A 19331-nucleotide genomic window follows, 5' to 3' on the forward strand; every position below is an offset into this window, starting at 1 on the left:
CGCTCGGCCCCGCGCGCCGGTCAGGCCCGGCCGGTGTCAGCCGTCGGCCTTCGCCACGCCGATCGGGCACGAGACGCCCGTGCCGCCGATGCCGCAGTACCCGGCGGGGTTCTTGTCGAGGTACTGCTGGTGGTAGCCCTCCGCGGGGTAGAACGGGCGGGTGGAGTCGGCGGGGAGGACGTGGGTGGTGATCTCGCCGTAGCCGGAGCGGGCGAGGACCTGCTGGTAGGCGTCGCGGGAGGCGGCGGCCGCGGCGGCCTGTCCGGGGGTGTGGGTGTAGACGGCGGACCGGTACTGGGTCCCGACGTCGTTGCCCTGGCGGAAGCCCTGCGTGGGGTCGTGGGACTCCCAGAAGAGCTTGAGGAGCGCGTCGTACGAGACCTTCGCCGGGTCGAAGACGACGCGGACGACCTCGGTGTGGCCGGTCAGGCCGGAGCACACCTCCTCGTACACCGGGTTCGGCGTGTGGCCTCCCTGGTAGCCGACGAGCGTCGTCCAGACGCCGTCGGTCTGCCAGAACTTGCGCTCGGCGCCCCAGAAACAGCCCAGGGCGAAGTCGGCGACCTCCAGGCCCTCCGGGTAGGGACCGAGCAGCGGGTTGCCGAGGACGGTGTGGCGCTCCGGGACCGAGAACTCGGGCTCGGGGCGACCGCGCAGGGCCTGCTCGGGGGTGGGGAGGACGGGGGTGCGGGACAGGAACATGCTGCATCTCTCCTCAGCGGTCGGCGAAGGGGACAACGCCCGCGGCGAGGGAGGGATTCCCTTCCGGCCTCCCGGCCCCCTCAGCGGCGCCGGCCGCCCCGCACCGCCCGGTCGCGCCACCGGCAGAAGGCCGCCGCCGGATCGTCGAAGTACCGCCACGGCATCGCGTTCACATAGCCGTCGACCAGGCGGAACTGCTGCACCGCCTCCGCGTGGCGGCCCTGCTCGGTGAGGAAGTACGCCAGCAGGTGCCGGGTCGGGGCGAGCCGCGGATGGTCGGGACGGGCGGCCGCCACGTCCGCGAGGGCCGCGTCGACGAGCGCGGTCGGACCGGGCGAGCGGAACAGGGCCGGACCCGTCCTCTCCGGCCGGTGCTCGAACCAGGCGACCAGCGGCAGCACGGTCAGCAGCGAACCCGCCGGAGCCCCGTCCGCGGCCTCGCGGGCGAAGGACGTCGCCAGCTCCTCCGAGCCGTGCCACTTGGCACACCAGTACTGGAGCATGGCGAGATGCGCCCCGCAGTGGTACGGGTCGAGCGCGGTGATCCGCGACCACAGCGCCCGCATCTCCTCGTGCGGACGGCCCTGCCCGATCCCCGCCCACACCTCGGGAAGCAGCGGCGTCGGATCCTCCGGCGCCAGCTCCGCGGCGCGCGCGAGCACCTCGCGGGAGGCGGCGAGCACCCCGTGGAAGTCCCTGAACCGCTCCCGGCTCGTGTCCGCGGCCCAGCCCGCACCGCGCAGCTGCCAGGCCAGCCGGATGACCGCCTCGGCGCGGACGACGGCGAGATCCGGGTCGTCGGGTCCGGCGATCCGTTCCCAGGCGCCGAGGAAGGCCGCCTCGCCGCCGTCCGTCCGCACGGCGGCGACGCCCAGGGCGCCGGCGTACTCGGCGCGGCGCGCCCAGTCCCGCGACTCGCGGGTGGCGGCGAGCAGCCGCGCCGCCGGTTCCCAGCCGCCGCGCGAGGCGGCCGACACGGCGACGTGCAGCGCCGGGTCGGGGCCGGCGAGCCGGGTGTTCTGCCGGGACGGGGGCAGGAACCCGGGGGGCGCGGTCTCCGGCCCCGGCCCGGGGTCGGCGGCGTGGTGCCGGTAGACGAGGACGCCCAGCACGACGACGGCGAGCAGGACGACGACGCGCGTGATCTCCACGCTCACCCCGCCTCCCGTCCGGCGCCGGCGCCGTCCGCGGCGGCCGCGGCGTGCCGGGCGGACTCGTCGCGCATCCGGCAGAACTCCGCCGCGGGGTCGCCCTTGTACCGCCAGGGCAGCGCCCCCACGTACCCGTCGACCAGCCGGAACTGCTCCAGGGCCTCGTCCCACCGGTCCTGCAGGTACAGGTAGTACGCGAGCAGGTGCCGCACCTCCGCGAGGCGCGGGTGGCCCGGATCGGCGGCGGCCACGTCCGCCAGCGCCGCGTCCACCGCGGCGAACATCTCCGGGGTGCGGTCCACGTCCGTCGAGTCCGACTCGTCGTGCTCGAAGTGGGCGATCAGCGGGAACGCCGTCATCAGGCTCCCGGCCGGCGCCCCGGCGGCGGCCCGTACGGCGAAGGCGCGGGCCTGCTCCTCGGAGCCGCGCCACTTGGCGCACCAGAACTGGAGCGCCGAGAACGTGGCCTCGTAGTGGTGCGGCGCCCGGTCGGTGATCTCGCGCCAGATCCGCCGCATCTCCGCGTGCGGCAGCCCGAGTCCGAGCGCCGTCCAGATCTCGCCCACGTACGGGGAGGGGTCGTCGACCGGCGCCAGCGCCACGGCCCGCACGTGCTCCTCGCGCGAGCGGGCCAGCACGCGGCGGAAGCCCTCGAACTGCTCCCCGGTCGTCTCCGCGGCCCGCTTCCCGCCCCGGACGTTCCAGGCGAGGAAGACCGTGCCGCGCGCCCGCAGCAGGGCGGCGCCCGGGTCGCCCGGCCTCGCCTCCTCCCAGGCCCGCAGCCAGGTGTCGTCGTCGGCCGCCACGTCCGCGAGCTGTTCGGTGAGGAACGTGCGGCGCTCCCAGTCCCGGGCGGCCGCCGTCGCGTCGAGCAGGTCGGCGGCCGGCTCCCACTCGCCGGCCCGGGCGGCCGCGAGGGCGACGGTGAGCGCGGGCGGCAGCGGGGCGGCCAGGTCGGTGTGCTGCCGCTCGGCGTCGAGCATGCCGAGCGCGTGGACGCGCGCCGCGGCCTCCGCGGCGTACGGATCGGCGCGCAGGCCCTTGGCGAAGCCCTGCACGATGGCCTTCAGGAAGACGAGGGCGACGGCGAGGAGGCCGAGCGCGAGGGGGGTCAGGACGACCCAGAGCAGGATGATCACGGGGGTCTCGTTCGGGGAGGAAGCGGGGACGGGGGAGCGGCGGCAGGGTCAGGCGGTCGTCGCCAGCAGTTCGCGCAGCGGCCCGGTGTCGGAGCGCTCGGAGATCGCCGCGTCCAGCGCCTCGTCCAGCGCGCCGGTGCGGCCGACGGCCAGACGGAGCGAAGCGGGCCCGGACCAGGACAGCTGCCAGCGGGCCCGGCCGTCGGAGGCGAGGGCCGCCGTCACGAGACGGGCGAGCTCCCGCCGCAGCGAGGAGCGGGCGAACTCGCGGGCGGCCCGGCCGGTCGCGGCGGCGGCCTCCTCGGACCGGGGCAGCCCGCCGACGACGTCCCAGGCGGTGCCGGAGTCGACGGCGTCGAGGAAGGCGTCGAGGAGGGCGGCCGGACCGGAGTCGGCGGGAGCGGTTTTCAGGGCGGCGCGCACGGGCTCGGTGTCCTGGACGTACCGGGCGGTCATCGCCTCGTGGACCAGGTCGGGCCAGTCGAGGCGGCGCATCAGCAGGGCCTCGGGGGCGAGGGTGGCGTCCTCGACCCGGACGGACGCCGCCTCGGGCGAGTCGAACAGGTCGAGGGCCGGGCGGGGCCGCTCGGAGCCGCGCCCGTCGTCGGGCAGCGCTTCGAGGGCGGCGACCCGCTCGGCGGTCGGCGGGTGGGAGTCGTAGGGGGAGACGGGCTCGACGGGCAGCGCGGCCCCTGCCCCCGCCGGTTCCTCCGCGCGGGCGTCGAGCAGCCGCCGGACCCCGCCGAAGACCTCGCCGCGCGGCGGAAGCATCCCGAACTCGACGCCCAGGGTCGCGTAGGAGGAGAGGTAGAACGCGTGGGCGTCGTCGAGGGCGGGGAGGGCGCGCAGCGCCGAGGCGGTGGCGTCGCGGCCCGCGATGCGGGCCGCGGCGAGGTCGGCGGCGAGCTCCTGGCGGCGGGCGTCGCTCTGGGTGGCGCGCATGGAGAAGCGGCCGTACGCCGTGTAGACGCGGGCCATCGCGCGGTAGGTGAAGCCGACGCCGGTGGTGTCGACCTCGCGGGCGGACCTGCCCCGGGCGACCCGCTTGGCGGACCGCTTCTCCTGACGGGCGCGTTCCTTGGCGATCGTGTGGCCGGACTTCTCCTCGAAGCGGTCGACGGTGCGGGCCACGTGGGCGCGGCAGCGCTCGGCGATCCCGGAGAGCCGGGTGTCGAAGTGGCCGTAGTGGCCGAGTTCGTGGGCGAGCACCGCGCGCAGCCGGGCCTCGGTCAGGCCGGCGACGAGGGGGAGGCCGAGGTAGAGGCGGCGGGTGCCGCCGAGGAGCCCGAGCAGGCGGGCGTCCTCGGTGACGGCCGCGTTCATGTCGGCGGTGAGGCGGATCTCGTCGGGCGCGCGGGTGCCGACCAGGGCGGCCAGGTCCCGTACGGCCGCCCAGAGCCGCGGTTCCTCGGCGTCGGTGACGGGGACGCCGGCGACGCCCTCGTCCCGGGGTGTCCGCAGCAGGAGCATGCCGCGGACGACGGGGACGGCGAGGAGGAAGCTGACGACGTAGAGCTTGAGCGCCCAGCCGGCCGGCGCCCAGCGGTGGGCCGCCCAGTCGAGCGCGCCGAGCGCGGTGAGGAGGGCGAGGCCGAGCAGGTGGAAGCAGGCGAGCAGGACGAGGGCGCGCAGCGCGCGCAGAGTTGCGCCCATCGGGCAGATTCCCCCCACGGGAATGGCGTGATGATCATACGAGCCGTGGGGGTGCCCGGAGTATGGCCCACCGCGGACGCCGTCGTCCACACGGTTCCCGCAGGTGGGCGCGGGTCAGCGCGGCAGCGTCGCCGGACTGCCGCCGTTCGCCTCGTACCCGGCGACCGCCAGGTTCCGGAAGACGGTGTAGAGCTCCGCCGGGTCCCGGCTCAGCGTCCACGGCACCGCGCCGACGTGCCCGTCGACGCGCACCAGCTGGTGCATGGCCTCCGTCCAGCGCTCGGCGCGCACGAGGAACCAGACGAGCAGATGGCGCACGTGCGCCAGCATCGGGTCGTCGTGCCGGGCGGAGTGGACCGCGTACAGCGCGCCGTCGATGGCCTTGGCCACCACGGCCGTACGGAAGAAGTCCTGCACGAGGACGACGTCGGGCACGTGCTCGTGCACCGCGAACAGCGGCAGCGCGGCGAGCAGCGACCCGCGCGGGGCACGGGCGGCGGCGGTCGTCGCGAAGTGGTCGGCCTCCTCGCGCGAGCCGTGCCACTTCTCGCACCAGTAGTGCAGCGCCGCCAGGTGCGCCCCCATGTGCTCCGGCGCGCGGTCGATGACCTTCGCCCACACCTGGTCGAACTGCTCGTGCGTGTAGCCGAGTCCGCGGGCCACCGCCAGCTCCACGATGTACGGCACCGGGTCGCCGGGCGCGAGCAGCGCGGCCTCGCCGGCGACCTTCCGCGCCTCCTCCAGGATGATCCGGAAGTCGTCCGTGCCGGCCGACGAGGAGCGCCACGCCTGCTGCACCAGGAACTCGGCGTGCACGGCCGCGCCGCCCGGGTCCTTCGGCGCCTCGGCGCGCCACGCCCGCAGCCACGCGCCGCCGACGCCCGGCCGGTCCCGGAGTTCGAGCGAGGCGGCGCCCGCGAACGCCTGGACGCGCTGCCAGCGCACCTCGCCCGCCGCGTCGGTGTCGGCCAGCAGCCGGGACGCGGCCCGCCAGTCCTGGGTGGCCTGGACGACGTCGAGCACGTGGAGCAGGTCGTCGTCCGCGCCCGGCAGCCGTACGTCCTGGTCCTCCTGACGCGCGAACCCGTACGCCTCCGGGTCCGCCGCGTCCGGCGCGTCGGGTGCCACCACCCGGATGCCGCCGCGCCGCCGGCGCAGCACGTAGGGGCCGAGGACGCCGAACAGCAGCCCCAGCGCGATCAGGAACCAGAGAATCTCCATGTGTCCATTGTCCAGGACACCGGATGAGACGATCGCGGCGCCGGGGTGTGCACAGGACTACGCTCCTGACCCATGAGCGACCAGCACACCCATCAGAGCTTCGAGACCCGCGCGATCCACGCGGGCAACACCGCCGACCCGCTGACCGGCGCGGTCGTCCCGCCCATCTACCAGGTGTCCACCTACAAGCAGGACGGCGTGGGCGGGCTGCGCGGCGGGTACGAGTACAGCCGCAGCGCCAACCCCACGCGCACGGCCCTGGAGGAGAACCTCGCGGCCCTGGAGGGCGGCCGCCGCGGCCTGGCCTTCGCCTCGGGCCTGGCCGCCGAGGACTGCCTGCTGCGGACGCTCCTCGCGCCCGGCGACCACGTCGTCATCCCGAACGACGCCTACGGCGGCACCTTCCGCCTCTTCGCCAAGGTCGTGCAGCGCTGGGGCGTGGACTTCTCGGTGGCGAACACCTCCGACGTCGACGCGGTGCGGGACGCCGTCAACGACCGGACGAAGCTGATCTGGGTCGAGACCCCGTCCAACCCGCTCCTCGGCATCACCGACATCGAGGCCGTCGCGGGCGTCGCCCGCCAGGCCGGCGTCAAGCTCGTCGTCGACAACACCTTCGCGTCGCCCTACCTCCAGCAGCCGCTGGCCCTCGGCGCCGACGTGGTCGTGCACTCGCTCACCAAGTACATGGGCGGTCACTCGGACGTCGTCGGCGGCGCCCTGGTCACGGCCGACGAGGCGCTCGGCGAGGAACTGGCCTACCACCAGAACGCGATGGGCGCGGTCGCCGGCCCCTTCGACTCGTGGATCGTGCTCCGCGGCATCAAGACCCTCGCCGTGCGCATGGACCGCCACAGCGAGAACGCGGCCAAGGTCGTCGAGATGCTGACCCAGCACCCGAAGGTCACCCAGGTCCTCTACCCGGGCCTCCCGGAGCACCCGGGCCACGAGATCGCGGCCAAGCAGATGCGCTCCTTCGGCGGCATGATCTCCTTCCGCGTGCAGGGCGGCGAGGAGGCGGCGGTCGAGGTCTGCAACCGCGCGAAGCTCTTCACCCTGGGCGAGTCCCTCGGCGGCGTCGAGTCCCTCATCGAGCACCCCGGCCGGATGACCCACGCGAGCGTCGCGGGCTCCGCCCTGGAGGTCCCGGCCGACCTGATCCGCCTCTCGGTGGGCATCGAGAACGTCGACGACCTGCTGGCCGACCTGCGCCAGGCGCTCGGCTAGACCGTCCCTTCCGATCCGGGGGGACACCCTCCGGACGGCCCCGGAGGGCCCGGATCCCCGTCAGGGGGTCCGGGCCCTCCCGCGTCCCGGTCCCCGGCGGCCCGTCCCGCCGGCCCGCGCCTCACCACCCTTCGAACGGCGGTGTCGTCTCGGCCGGCGGCACCTCCCAGGGCCGGGTGACCGACGCCCACACCGTGAACGCGAACGCGGCGACCGCGCACACCGCCCACAGCACCCGGCGGACGGTACGGGCGCGGCGGCGCAGCAGCGCCCCGCGCGCGGCGGCCCGCAGCGACAGGTCGCCGGGTACCGGCGGGTGCGGGGTGTCGAGCAGCCGGCGCACGGCCGCCTCCCGGTCCTCGTACCGGCTCACGCGGCGGCTCCCGTGCCGCCCCGGGCGCCGGCCCGCAGCGTGGCGACGCAGCGGGCGCACACCGCGCGGACGCGGGTCTCGGAGAGCCCGAGCAGGGCCGCGGTCTGCTCCTCGGCGACGCCCTCGTACAGCCGCAGGACGACGACGAGCCGTTCCTGCGGGGTGAGGACGGAGAGCACTCCGCCGTGGCCGCCGTGGTGCCGCCACGCGGTGCGCGCGAAGCGGGCGGCCAGGTCGCGGCGGGCGAGGTCGTAGGGGTCCTCGTCGCGCAGCCGGCCCCACACCGCGTAGGTGTGGGCGAGGGCCGCGGTCAACAGCTCCTGGGCGTACGGGTTGCGCGCCCGGGTCTCGGCCGTGAGCAGGGTGGCGGCGTGCAGCAGCCGCCCCGCCGCCCCGGCCACGAACGCGTCGAACTCCCGGGTGCGGTAGGTGCGTTCGCGTTCGCTCCCGCTCCGTCGCGCTGCCACCTCCTCATATGAGGACAGCGCGCGGGCCGGGTCAAGGGGTCGGTGCGCGGTCGCTAGCGGTCCCGACCGCCGCCCGACCGCCCCGCGGCCCGGCCGGAGGGCTACTCGGCCGCCGTGCCCGCCTCGTCCGACGCCTCCGCCACCGGGCCGCCCGCGCCGGGGGCCGCGGCGGCCGCGTGCCCCGACTGCCGTGCGGACAGGGCGGTGTTGAAGCGCGTGAGCAGCGTGCAGAAGGACTCCCGCTCGTCCGGCGTCCAGCCGTCGGTGACCTCGACCATCAGCTGGCGGCGCGAGGAGCGGACCTCCTCCAGGCGGGCCAGGCCGCGCGGCGACAGCTGGAGCACGACCGCGCGGCCGTCCTCCGGGTGCGAGGTGCGCTTGACGAGACCGGTGTCGACGAGCGGCGCGACCTGCCGGGTGACGGTCGAGGAGTCGATCCCCATGCCCGCCGCGAGCGCCTTGACGCCCATCGGTCCTTCCTGGTCCAGCCTGTTGAGGAGCAGGTAGGCGGCCCGGTCCATGGAGTTGCGGAGCTGCCCCGTGCCACCGAGGCGGGTCTGCTCGGCCCGGCGGGCGAAGACGGCCACCTGGTGCTGGAGCGCGTCGAGGAGACCGGGGTCGAGCTCAGTCGTCATGTCCTGAGATGTGGGCATGGCTGTGGGTCTCTCTCGTGCGGGGGTGGTCGGTCGGTGGGGGACAGAGTACGCGGACCCGACGGGGTCCGTACCGGCGCTGCGCAAACCCGCTGAGGCACCTGTCGGCCGGGCGGTCACCAGGGCCGTGAGCTGCGAGACTTGGTGTCATGAGCTTCCGTACGCGATACCCCTTGCACCATCTGATGCTGGACGACGTACGGGGGGCGCAGAAGATGCTGTCCGGGGTGGCCCGGGTGACCGCGATGGAGGGCAGCCGGCACCTGTCGGCGCTGGTCGGGGCGCCTGTCCACCTCAAGTGCGAGAACCTCCAGCGGACCGGCTCGTTCAAGCTGCGCGGGGCGTACGTGCGGATCGCCGGCCTGCGCCCCGAGGAGCGGGCCGCCGGGGTCGTCGCCGCCTCGGCCGGCAACCACGCGCAGGGCGTCGCGCTCGCCTCGCAGCTGCTCGGCGTCCACGCGACCGTCTTCATGCCGGTCGGTGCCCCGCTGCCGAAGGTCGCGGCGACCCGGGAGTACGGCGCCGACGTCCGGCTGCACGGCCACGTCGTCGACGAGACGCTCGCGGCGGCGGAGCAGTACGCCCGGGAGACCGGCGCCGTCTTCATCCACCCCTTCGACCACGCCGACGTCATCGCCGGCCAGGGCACGGTCGGCCTGGAGATCCTGGAGCAGTGCCCCGAGGTCCGCACGATCCTGGTGGGCGTCGGCGGCGGCGGCCTCGCGGCCGGCATCGGGCTCGCCGTGAAGTCGCTGCGGCCGGACGTGAAGGTGATCGGCGTCCAGGCAGAGGGCGCGGCCGCCTATCCGCCGTCGCTGGCCGCCGGGCACCCGGTCGTCGTCGAGTCACCGGTGACGATGGCCGACGGGATCAAGGTGGGGAGGCCGGGCGACGTGCCGTTCTCGCTGGTCCGGGAGTACGTCGACGAGGTCCGGACCGTCTCCGAGGACGCCCTCTCCTCCGCGCTCCTGCTCTGCCTGGAACGGGCGAAGCTCGTCGTCGAACCGGCGGGCGCCAGCCCGGTCGCCGCCCTCCTCGCCGCCCCGGAGTCCTTCCAGGGCCCGGTCGTCGCGGTGCTGTCGGGCGGCAACGTCGACCCGCTGCTCCTCCAGCGCATCCTGCGCCACGGCATGGCCGCGGGAGGCCGCTACCTGAGCCTGCGGCTGCGCGTCACGGACCGGCCCGGCGCGCTCGCGACGCTCCTCGCCGTCCTGACGGTGGTCGACGCGAACGTCCTGGACGTCGGCCACGTCCGCACCGATCCGCGCCTCGGCCTGACCGAGGCGGAGGTCGAGCTGCATCTGGAGACCAAAGGCCCCGAGCACTGCCGGGAGGTCGAGGAGGCGCTCCGGGACGCGGGGTACACCGTCCTCGGCTGAACCGGACCGTGTGACCCCGCTCACCCGTTCACTGGGCAGGGGCCGCCCCGCGCGCCTAGGATCGGACGGAAACGCCCGAATCTCCCCGGGAGTATTCCTATGCCAGGCGCGATCTACGCCGAGGGTCTGGTGAAGACCTTCGGCGACGTACGAGCACTGGACGGCGTGGACCTCGACGTCCCCGAGGGCACCGTCCTGGGCCTGCTCGGCCCGAACGGCGCGGGGAAGACCACCACCGTGCGCGTGCTGACCACCCTGCTCCGGCCCGACAGCGGCCGGGCCGTCGTCGCCGGGATCGACGTCCTCAGGCACCCCGACGAGGTCCGCCGCTCGATCGGCCTCTCCGGCCAGTTCGCCGCCGTCGACGAGTACCTGACCGGCCGCGAGAACCTCCAGATGGTCGGCGAGCTCTACCAGATCAAGGCGAAGGCCGCGAAGGCCCGGGCCGGAGAGCTCCTGGAGCGGTTCCACCTCGCCGACGCCGCCGACCGCCCCGCCAAGACCTACTCCGGCGGCATGCGCCGCCGCCTCGACCTCGCGGCCGCCCTCGTCGTCTCCCCGCCCGTCATGTTCATGGACGAGCCGACCACCGGCCTCGACCCCCGCAACCGGCAGGAGCTCTGGGAGGTCATCAAGGAGCTCGTCGCGGGCGGTACGACCCTGCTCCTCACCACCCAGTACCTGGAGGAGGCCGACCACCTCGCCCACGACATCTGCGTCGTCGACCACGGCAAGGTCATCGCGCGCGGCACCGCCGACCAGCTGAAGGCGCAGACCGGCGGCGAGCGCGTCGAGGTCGTCGTCCAGCAGCCCGAGATGATCCCGGACGCCCGGGACGTCCTCGCCCGCTACGGCGTCGCGGGCACCGGCCACGGCGAGGTCTCCGTCGAGCACCACGTCCGCAAGCTCACCGTCCCCGTCACCGGCGGCGCCAAGCTGCTCGCCGAGGTCATCCGCGACCTGGACGCCGTCGGCGTCGGGATCGACGACATCGGCCTGCGCCGCCCCACCCTCGACGACGTCTTCATCTACCTCACCGGCCACGCGGCCGAGCGCGCGGAGGACGAGGGGAACGGCGCGGCGGACGCCGCCGGCAGGAGCCGGAAGGACCGGAAGGAGAACGCCTCGTGACCACCCTGACGGACACCCTCTCCGGCGCCCGCAAGCCCCGCGGCGCCCTCGTCCAGTCGGTCAACGACTCGCTGGTCGTCACCAAGCGCAACCTGATCCGGATGACCCGCATCCCGGAGATGGTCATCTTCGGGCTCATCCAGCCCGTCATGTTCGTGGTCCTCTTCAGCTTCGTCTTCGGCGGCTCGATGAGCGTCGGCGGCACCACGGACCCGCTGGTCTACCGCGAGTTCCTGATGGCCGGCATCTTCGCCCAGACCGTCACCTTCGCCACGGCGGGCGCCGGCGCGGGCATCGCCGACGACATGCACAAGGGTCTCGTCGACCGCTTCCGCTCGCTGCCGATGGCCCGGGGCGCCGTCCTCACCGGCCGCACCCTCGCCGACCTCGTGCAGACCGCGCTGACCGTCGTGGTCCTGGCGATCGTCGGACTCCTGGTCGGCTGGCGCATCCACAACGGCGTCCCCAAGGCCCTCGGAGCCTTCGCGCTGCTCCTTCTCCTCGGCTACGCCTTCTCCTGGATCGGCGCCCTCATCGGCCTGTCGGTCCGCACCCCGGAGGCGGCGACCTCCGGCGGCCTGATCTGGCTCTTCCCCGTCACCTTCGTGTCGAACGCCTTCGTCGACCCGAGCATGATGGCGTCCTGGATCCGCCCCATCGCCGAGTGGAACCCGTTCAGCGCGACCGTCCAGGCGTGCCGCGAACTCTTCGGCAACCCCGGCGTCGTCCAGTCCGACGCCTGGCCCATGCAGCATCCGGTCTGGGCGTCCGTCCTCTACTCGGTGCTGATCGTCGGCGTCTTCCGCTCCCTCGCCGTACGGAAGTACCGCTCGGCGACGGTGTGAACGGGCCCTCCCCGGGCCCGTCGGATCAGGGGAGGTAGCCCGAGACGACGAGGCCGTCGGGGAAGCCGACGAAGACGGCCCCTCCGGCGGCCAGCGCGTCCCCCGACGTCTCCGTCCGGAACCCGTCGGGAAGATTGGGCTCGTACGTCCGCACCCGGTCGCCGCCGGACGGGCCGGCGGCCGGATAGGACACCACGAACTCCTCGCCCGTGGTCACGACCCGGTCGCCCACCAGGTAGATCCGGTCCGCGGAACCCGACAGCGACTCCCGCCACCGCTCCCGGCCGCTCCCCAGGTCGTACGCGACGACCGCGTCGTCCCCCTCGACGACCGCGACGAGACCGTCCGCGCCCACCGCGGGCCCCGCCGAGACGTCCGTGCCGAGGGTGCGGCGCAGTCGCAGCGTCGCCGGGTCGAGGACGCCCACGGTGCCGTCCTGGCGGCCCGAGCACAGCACGCTCCCGCTCTTCGCGTGGACCGCGAGCCCGCCGCAGTACTCCGCCGCGCGCGCCGCCGCCTTCCCGGTGCGGGCGTCGAGGGACACCACCGAGGTGCCGACCGGCACGAGGACCCGCCCGCCGCCCACGACCGGCTCCTCGGGCAGCCCGTCGAGCGGCGACCGCCACAGCTGCGCGCCGTCGCGCAGCCGCACCGCGGTGACCAGACCGGTGCGCTCGTCCCGCCGGTTGACGAAGGTGGAGTAGAGGACCCCGTCGAGCAGGTCGGTGCCCTTCACGGCCCAGTCGCCGCCGGGCGCCGGGACGCGACCGCGCTCGCGGCCGTCGAGCACCCCGTACGCGACGACCCCCTCGGGCCCGGTCACATAGGCGGTGTCGCCGACGACCGCCGGGTACTGCGGCCCGGTGCGCAGCCCCTCGCCCCGGCCCGGGACCTTCCACCGCACCTTGCCGTCGGCCGCGCCCAGAGCGGTGACCGCGCCGCCGTTCCCGGGGCAGACCAGCACCTTCGGGGAGAGCGCGCAGGCGCCGCCGCCCGCCTCCACCTCCGCGGTCCAGGGGGACCAGCCGGCCGGGCGGTACGCGCGGTCCGTCCCGGCGCGGCCGAAGTCGTGCGTGCGGCCTGCGGAGCCGTACGGCAGGACCACCTGGCTCAGTGCGACGGGCACCGGGACGCCGGGGCCGGCGGTGCCCGGGGTCGTCGGTGCGGCGGCGCCGCCCGTGGCCCCGCCGCCCTGCCCGTCGGTCCGGTCCAGCACCACCACGCCCGCCGTGGCCGCCACGGCCACCGCCACCGCGGCCGCCACGACCGCGCCCCACGGGCGGCGCCGCGCGGGGACCGCCGCCGGGAGCGCCGGCCGGTCGGTCATGGCCGTGGGGGAGTACGGCACGACCGGGCCCAGCGTCGGAAGATCGGCCACGCCCGCGCCGGAGGCCGCCGCCTCCCCGACCCGCCGGGCCGCCTCCCCGTACTCCGCGAGCAGGGACAGCACGCCGCCCGGCCACGGGAAGACGCCGGGTTCCTGCGCGTCGCCCAGTTCCTCCGCCAACTCCGCCGCCGACGGCCGCTCCCGCGGGTCGAGACGCAGACAGCGCTCCAGGACCGGCCGCAACCCCTCCGGGACCCCGTCGAGTTCGGCGTCCGCCCGGCTGATCCGGTAGATCACCGCGGCCATCTCGTCGTCGTGGAACGGCGCCCGGCCGCTCGCCGCGAACGCGAGCACCGCCCCCAGGCAGAACACGTCGGAGGCGGGCACCACCGCCCGGCTCCCCACCAGGTGCTCCGGCGACATGAAGCCGGGCGAGCCCACCACGAGACCGGACGAGGTCAGCGCCGTCGCCTCGAACGCCTGTGCGATGCCGAAGTCGATCAGCTTCGGTCCGGCCGCGCCCAGCAGCACGTTCGCCGGCTTGAGGTCCCGGTGCAGCACCTCCGCCCCGTGCACCCCGGCCAGCGCCCCGGCGAGCGCGGCCCCGAGGGCCCGCACGGCGGCCTCGGGCAGCGCCCCCGAGCGGACGACCGCCTCCGACAGCGAGGGACCCGGCACGTACTCGGTCGCCAGCCACGGCGAGAGCGCGTCGGCGTCCGCGTCCACGAGCCGGGCCACCCCGGGGCCGTCCACCGTCCGGGCCGCCGCGATCTCCCGCCGGAACCGCGTCCGGAAGTCGGCGTCGACCTCCAGCTCCTCGCGCACGGTCTTCACCGCGACCATCCGGTGCGGATCGGCCGTCGGCGCGTCGGCGCGGCACGCGAGGTGCACCTCGCCCATGCCGCCCGCGCCGATCCGGGCGAGCAGCCGGTACGGGCCGACGAGGCGCGGCGGCCCACCGGCGGGCAGGGCTTCCAGCATCCGACTACTCCTTCTCGCCGGGGAGCGCGACGGCGGCGACGGCGCCCTTGTCGAAGACGACGTACGCGATGCCGCCGAGCGGCAGCACCTCCGGCTGCCGGATCTGCCGGGAGACGAACTCCCCGTAGTTCGGGTCGTAGTCCTCCTCCTCGGCCCGCGGCCCCGGTGCGCCGGGCACCCGGGTCGTCTCGACCGGCCCCGGCCTGCCGTCGGTGCCGAGCCGCACGGTGTAGAGCGAGGAGTAGTCGGCGTACACGACCCGGTCGCCCGCGAGCAGCGGCGTGGACCAGCTCTGGGACAGTCCCGCCGGGGCCGCCCGGACCGGGAAGGAGGCGAGCGTCTCGCCGGTGCGGGGGTCGAGGACGCGCAGGCCCTCGTCCCAGGTCACGACGGTGCGCGGGCCGATCGCCGAGGGCGCGGCAGTGCCGAGCGGGCCGGGCGGTGACGCCTTCGTGGCGAGGGTGCGGGCGTCGAGCAGGTGCAGGGTGGTGTCCGGGTCGGCACCGAACCCGTCACCGGCGCAGTACGCCGAAGCGCCCAGCACCTTCAGGGTCTCGCACTCCTTGGCGTCCGGGTCGACCTGTCCGAGCTGCGCTCCGCTCCTGGCGTCGTACGCGACGAGTCCGCCCTGGCTGAGGGCGTAGACGACCCCCTTGGCGTACGCCACCGGCTCGTACGCCTTGCGCTCGGCGTACGAGGTGGTCCCGTTGGTGAGCTCCTTCGACCAGAGCTGCCGGCCGTCGGCCAGGGAGAACGCGGTCAGCGCGGCCCGCACCCACGTCGTGTCCTCCTGCACCTCCGTCGCCGCGAAGACGATCCCGTCCGCGACCACCGGCCGGGTGGCCCAGAAGCCCTGCGGCCCCTGCGCCGGCTTCTGCCAGCGGACCTTCCCCGTGCGTGCCTCGCGCACCTGGACGGTGCGCCCGGCGACCAGGACCACGCTTCCCTCGTGGACGGTGGGGCGGGTCGCGCTGCCGCTCGCGAAGGGGTAGCCGTGCGGGCTGACGTACGTCTCGCCCGGCGTGTCGGCGGCCCGCGCGACGTCCCACAGCCTCTTCCCGGTCGCCGGGTCCAGCGCCTCGTACCGCCCGTCCGTCGTCCGGCAGACGAGCACCCGCTCGCCGACCGAGCAGCCGAAGGCCGGCGCGGTCAGCTCCGTGTGCCAGGGCCGCCAGCCGGCCGGGCGCTGGGAGGCGGTCTGCGGGACGACCCCGGACGCGTCGGCGGTGCCCCGGTCGTCGACCCCGGGGACCCGGGGCCCGGCCGGCGGGGCGGCCTTCGCCGGGGACTTCGGTCCGGCCGGCGGCTTCTCCTGCTCCGGCCACAGCAGGTACGCCCCGGCCCCGCCCGCGACCAACGCCAGGGCGAGCACGGCGGCGACGATCCGGCCCCGGCGCCGGCGCGGGGGAACGGCGGGCCGGGAGACCGGCGCCTGCGTCGGCACGGAGTGCAGGCCCGGCACGGTCGGCGTGACGACGGGAGCGGCGACGGGCGCCGCCTCCAGGAGTGGTCCGCCCGAGGCCACCAGCTGGGCGAGGTCCCTGCCGTAGGCGCCGATGTGGTCCCGTATCCCCTCCGGCCACGGGAAGACCTTGGCCCGCGCACCGGGTGCGAGCAGCTCCGCGAGCCGCTCCGGGGACGGCCGGTCCGCCGGGTCCACGGCCAGGCAGGCGGCGATCGTCCCGCGCAGTTCCCCGGGCACCCGCGTCAGGTCGGCCTCGGCCCGCGAGACGCGGTGGAGGACGGCGGCGAGCGGCCCGTCGCCGAAGGGGTCCTCGCCGGTCGCCGCGTGGCAGAGGAGCGAGCCGAGGCAGAAGACGTCGGAGGCGGCGGTGACGTGCCGGGCCCCGGCCACGTGCTCGGGGGACATGAAGGAGGGCGTCCCGACCATGAGGCCGGTCGCGGTCATGGTGGTGGCGGTGCTGCTGCGGGCGATGCCGAAGTCGATGAGCCGGGGGCCGTCGACCGAGAGCATGACGTTCCCCGGCTTGAGGTCCCGGTGCAGGACCTCGGCCCGGTGCAGATCGGCCAGGGCCCGGGCGACGTCCGCGCCGAGCGCCCGCACGGCGTCGACGGGCAGCGCGCCGCCGCGCCGCACGGCCTGGGAGAGGCTGGGGCCGGGGACGTAGGCGGTCGCCAGCCACGGCACCTCGGCGTCGGCGTCACCGCCGACGGGGGCCGCGGCGTACGGGCTGTCGACCAGTCCGGCGACCCTGATCTCGCGCCGGAAGCGGTCCCGGAAGGCCGGATCGCCGGCGACGTCGCGGCGCACGGTCTTCACGGCGACGAAGGTGCCGGGCACCGGCCCGCCGGACCGTGCTCCTCCGTCGGCGTCCCCGTCGCCCGCGGCGCCGTTCCCGCCGCCGTCCCCGGCGGCGCGGCCGAGGTACACCTCGCCCATGCCGCCGGCGCCGAGCCGCGCGAGCACCTCGTAGGGCCCGATCCGTCGTGGCGCGCCCTCGCGCAGCGGTCCCAGCACCTCGTCCATCCCCCCGTGCAGACGTGTGTGACGTGTGTGACGTGTGACGCGACGTCAGCCCCGCATCATCGCACGGGCGTGCAGGACGAAGGGCCGGCCCCCCAGGGGGCCGGCCCTTCGCTCAAGGAGGTGCGGCTCAGCCGGAGTACGGCTTGGCGCTGAGGATCTTCACCGTGGCCTTCTTGCCGTTCGGCAGCTCGTACTCCGCGTCGTCGCCGGCCTTCTTGCCGTTGACGCCGACGCCGAGCGGCGACTGCGGCGAGTAGGTCTCGATGTCACCGCTCGCGTACTCGCGGGAGGCCAGCAGGAACGTCATCGTGTCGTCCTCGTCGCCGTCGAAGGCGATCGTGACGACCATGCCGGGCTCGACGACGCCGTCGTCCGCCGGAGCCTCGCCGACCTTGGCGTGCTGGAGCAGCTGGGTGAGCTGGCGGATGCGGAGCTCCTGCTTGCCCTGCTCCTCCTTGGCCGCGTGGTACCCGCCGTTCTCGCGCAGGTCGCCCTCTTCGCGTGCCGCGGCGATCTTGACGGTGATCTCGGTACGCGCGGGACCAGACAGGTACTCAAGCTCGTCCTTGAGCTTGTTGTACGCCTCCTGGGTGAGCCAGGTGACGTTGTCGCTGGTCTGGGTCACGGGTGCTCCTCGTAGGTACTGGGAATACAAAGCATCGCCCTACACGGAATGGATGGCGTCCCGGGTGGGCGAAAGCACGAGCCTAACAATGAGTGGCGAAAAGCGGGAGGACATAAAGCATCAGGATGGCGTCACCCCAGGTCACGATGGTGACCCGCCGGGACTCGTCACCCGGTCCCTACCCACCGCTACGGTGCCGTACACCCGATCAGCTCCGCGCTGGTCGCGCGGGCGGTGGTGCGGAGCGAGAAGACGGAGTCCACCCGGGTCGCGGGGTCGTCGATCCGAACGTCCTTGCGGGCCACCTCGGCGCCGTCCTCGGCGCGCGAGCGCAGGGTGCACACACCCTTGACGCCCTCGTCCTTGCGGACCTCCAGGTGGACCTGCACCTCGGAGTCGCTCACCACGTCGAACTTGATCATCTCGGCGCTGATCCTGTTGTCGACGACGTAGTGCCAGCCGAACCAGCCCATCAGCCCGAGGAAGAGGACGCCGAGCACCGCGCCGACGATCCTGAGCGTGCGGTCGGCCCGCTCGTCCGCGGAGCGCCCGTAGCGCCCCTCGGGCAGCCGCTCTCGCACCGCGCTCATGATCGATCCTCTCGAAGCCGGGGGTGGCGGAATTTTCACTCCCCCGATTCCGTCACTATAGAGACCTGGCTCCGCGTCGAATCACTGAGGATCGAGTCTTGACTGAGCAGCTTCGACTGATGGCCGTCCACGCCCACCCCGACGACGAGTCGAGCAAGGGTGCGGCGACGATGGCCAAGTACGTGTCCGAGGGGGTGGACGTCATCGTGGTGACGTGCACGGGCGGCGAGCGCGGCTCGGTCCTGAATCCCCAGCTCCAGGGCGACCCCTACATCGAGGCGAACATCCACGAGGTGCGCCGCAAGGAGATGGACGAGGCCCGGGAGATCCTCGGCGTCTCCCAGGAATGGCTGGGCTTCGTCGACTCGGGCCTGCCCGAGGGCGACCCGCTGCCCCCGCTGCCGGAGGGCTGCTTCGCCCTGGAGGACGTGGACAAGGCGGCCGGCGAGCTGGTCCGCAAGATCCGCTCCTTCCGTCCGCAGGTCGTCACGACCTACGACGAGAACGGCGGCTACCCGCACCCCGACCACATCATGACCCACAAGATCACGATGGTGGCCTTCGACGGCGCGAACGACGCCGAGAAGTTCCCGGAGGCCGAGTTCGGCCCGGTCTGGCAGCCGCTGAAGCTCTACTACAACCAGGGCTTCAACCGCCCCCGGACGGTCGCCCTGCACGAGGCGCTCATCGCCCGCGGCCTGGAGTCCCCCTACGGGGAGTGGCTGGAGCGCTGGAAGGAGTTCGAGCGCAAGGAGCGGACGCTGACCACGTTCGTGCCGTGCGCCGAGTTCTTCGAGACCCGCGACAAGGCCCTCATCGCCCACCGCACCCAGATCGACCCCGACGGCGGCTGGTTCCGGGTCCCGATGGAGATCCAGAAGGAGGTCTGGCCGACGGAGGAGTACGAGCTCAGCAAGGCGCTGGTGCCCACCTCCCTCCCCGAGGAAGATCTCTTCGCGGGCATCCGCGACAATGCCTGACATGAGCGCACACCTGGCACTGACCCAGCTTGTCCCCTTCGCCGCCGAAGAGCTGGACAAGAACAAGGTGACCCCCGGCGTCCTCGGCTTCGTCGTCTTCGCCGTCCTGGCCGTCGCCGTCTGGCTGCTGATGAAGTCGATGAACCGCCACATGGGCAGGGTCTCCTTCGAGGAGGCCCCCGACCCCGCCGCCGGCCAGGACGCCCCGGCCGCGCAGGCCGGCACCCCCGCCCCGTAGCGGCACCGCCCCCTGTTCCGTACCCGGCGGGTACGGAACAGGGGGCGGTCTCCGTCCTCCGGCGCCCCTAAAGGGTGTTGCAGAAGGCTCAGTTCTGGGCATTTTCCCTGTATGGGTGGGGTGTTGCGGGCTGAGCCGGTGTGGGTGGAGACGTTCACGGG

Annotated in this window: 18 protein-coding genes; 6 read left to right on the forward strand and 12 right to left on the reverse strand. The window is 74.5% G+C overall.

The window, feature by feature from the left end; translation table 11 throughout:
• Positions 1 to 36: 36 nt before the first annotated feature.
• The 5 genes from msrA to AB0424_RS29600 all read right to left on the reverse strand — a co-directional run bounded on the left by msrA (position 37) and on the right by AB0424_RS29600 (position 5866).
• Positions 37 to 702, reverse strand: coding sequence for a peptide-methionine (S)-S-oxide reductase MsrA (gene msrA, locus AB0424_RS29580; protein ID WP_366309738.1), 666 nt, complete (start codon positions 700 to 702; stop codon positions 37 to 39).
• 80 nt (positions 703 to 782) lie between these two features.
• Positions 783 to 1853 (reverse strand): hypothetical protein, encoded by a 1071-nt coding sequence (locus AB0424_RS29585; protein ID WP_366309740.1) that lies wholly within the window; start codon positions 1851 to 1853, stop codon positions 783 to 785.
• 2 nt (positions 1854 to 1855) lie between these two features.
• Positions 1856 to 2992 carry a hypothetical protein gene (locus tag AB0424_RS29590; RefSeq protein ID WP_366309742.1) on the reverse strand — a complete coding sequence of 379 codons (1137 nt, stop codon included), beginning with the start codon at positions 2990 to 2992 and terminating at the stop codon, positions 1856 to 1858.
• 48 nt (positions 2993 to 3040) lie between these two features.
• Positions 3041 to 4645 (reverse strand): M48 family metallopeptidase, encoded by a 1605-nt coding sequence (locus tag AB0424_RS29595; RefSeq protein WP_366309743.1) that lies wholly within the window; start codon positions 4643 to 4645, stop codon positions 3041 to 3043.
• Positions 4646 to 4759: 114 nt separating this feature from the next.
• Complete coding sequence (locus AB0424_RS29600) at positions 4760 to 5866, reverse strand: hypothetical protein (RefSeq protein WP_366309745.1); 1107 nt, start codon at positions 5864 to 5866, stop codon at positions 4760 to 4762.
• Between the two features lie 72 nt (positions 5867 to 5938).
• Between AB0424_RS29600 and AB0424_RS29605 the strand changes: the two genes are divergently transcribed.
• A complete protein-coding gene (locus tag AB0424_RS29605) occupies positions 5939 to 7093 on the forward strand; it encodes a cystathionine gamma-synthase (protein ID WP_366309747.1) in 1155 nt (384 codons plus the stop codon).
• Between the two features lie 121 nt (positions 7094 to 7214).
• Here AB0424_RS29605 and AB0424_RS29610 read toward each other — a convergent pair whose 3' ends face one another.
• From AB0424_RS29610 to AB0424_RS29620, 3 genes are all read right to left on the reverse strand, one after another.
• Positions 7215 to 7466, reverse strand: coding sequence for a hypothetical protein (locus AB0424_RS29610; RefSeq protein WP_366309749.1), 252 nt, complete (start codon positions 7464 to 7466; stop codon positions 7215 to 7217).
• On the reverse strand, positions 7463 to 7933 hold the full coding sequence (locus AB0424_RS29615) for a sigma factor-like helix-turn-helix DNA-binding protein (RefSeq protein WP_366309751.1): 471 nt from the start codon (positions 7931 to 7933) through the stop codon (positions 7463 to 7465). Before AB0424_RS29615 ends, AB0424_RS29610 begins: the two co-directional genes overlap by 4 nt.
• Positions 7934 to 8034: 101 nt before the next feature.
• Positions 8035 to 8586, reverse strand: coding sequence for a MarR family transcriptional regulator (locus tag AB0424_RS29620; protein ID WP_366309753.1), 552 nt, complete (start codon positions 8584 to 8586; stop codon positions 8035 to 8037).
• Between the two features lie 149 nt (positions 8587 to 8735).
• Between AB0424_RS29620 and ilvA the strand changes: the two genes are divergently transcribed.
• The 3 genes from ilvA (at position 8736) to AB0424_RS29635 (ending at position 11941) form a co-directional block, all read left to right on the forward strand.
• The gene (gene ilvA / locus AB0424_RS29625) at positions 8736 to 9965 is read left to right on the forward strand and encodes a threonine ammonia-lyase (protein WP_366309755.1); all 1230 of its coding nucleotides are present in this window, start codon (positions 8736 to 8738) and stop codon (positions 9963 to 9965) included.
• 99 nt (positions 9966 to 10064) lie between these two features.
• The gene (locus AB0424_RS29630; RefSeq protein WP_366309757.1) at positions 10065 to 11096 is read left to right on the forward strand and encodes an ATP-binding cassette domain-containing protein; all 1032 of its coding nucleotides are present in this window, start codon (positions 10065 to 10067) and stop codon (positions 11094 to 11096) included.
• Positions 11093 to 11941, forward strand: coding sequence for an ABC transporter permease (locus tag AB0424_RS29635; protein ID WP_366309759.1), 849 nt, complete (start codon positions 11093 to 11095; stop codon positions 11939 to 11941). The genes AB0424_RS29630 and AB0424_RS29635 overlap by 4 nt, the downstream gene beginning before the upstream one ends.
• Positions 11942 to 11966: 25 nt before the next feature.
• Here AB0424_RS29635 and AB0424_RS29640 read toward each other — a convergent pair whose 3' ends face one another.
• The 4 genes from AB0424_RS29640 to AB0424_RS29655 form a co-directional block, all read right to left on the reverse strand.
• Positions 11967 to 14249, reverse strand: a complete 2283-nt coding sequence (locus tag AB0424_RS29640) for a protein kinase (RefSeq protein WP_366309761.1) — start codon at positions 14247 to 14249, stop codon at positions 11967 to 11969.
• A 4-nt stretch (positions 14250 to 14253) separates the two neighbouring features.
• On the reverse strand, positions 14254 to 16737 hold the full coding sequence (locus AB0424_RS29645) for a PQQ-binding-like beta-propeller repeat protein (protein WP_366309763.1): 2484 nt from the start codon (positions 16735 to 16737) through the stop codon (positions 14254 to 14256).
• A gap of 127 nt (positions 16738 to 16864) precedes the next feature.
• A complete protein-coding gene (gene greA, locus AB0424_RS29650; RefSeq protein WP_366309765.1) occupies positions 16865 to 17362 on the reverse strand; it encodes a transcription elongation factor GreA in 498 nt (165 codons plus the stop codon).
• Between the two features lie 188 nt (positions 17363 to 17550).
• Positions 17551 to 17952, reverse strand: coding sequence for a DUF4307 domain-containing protein (locus tag AB0424_RS29655; RefSeq protein ID WP_366309767.1), 402 nt, complete (start codon positions 17950 to 17952; stop codon positions 17551 to 17553).
• A 98-nt stretch (positions 17953 to 18050) separates the two neighbouring features.
• Between AB0424_RS29655 and mca the strand changes: the two genes are divergently transcribed.
• Both mca and AB0424_RS29665 read left to right on the forward strand, forming a co-directional pair.
• Positions 18051 to 18932, forward strand: coding sequence for a mycothiol conjugate amidase Mca (mca, locus tag AB0424_RS29660; protein WP_366309769.1), 882 nt, complete (start codon positions 18051 to 18053; stop codon positions 18930 to 18932).
• On the forward strand, positions 18925 to 19170 hold the full coding sequence (locus AB0424_RS29665; protein ID WP_366309771.1) for a hypothetical protein: 246 nt from the start codon (positions 18925 to 18927) through the stop codon (positions 19168 to 19170). The genes mca and AB0424_RS29665 overlap by 8 nt, the downstream gene beginning before the upstream one ends.
• Positions 19171 to 19331: the final 161 nt, after the last annotated feature.

The organism is Streptomyces sp. NPDC051180 (assembly GCF_040689545.1).
Lineage (GTDB): Bacteria > Actinomycetota > Actinomycetes > Streptomycetales > Streptomycetaceae > Streptomyces.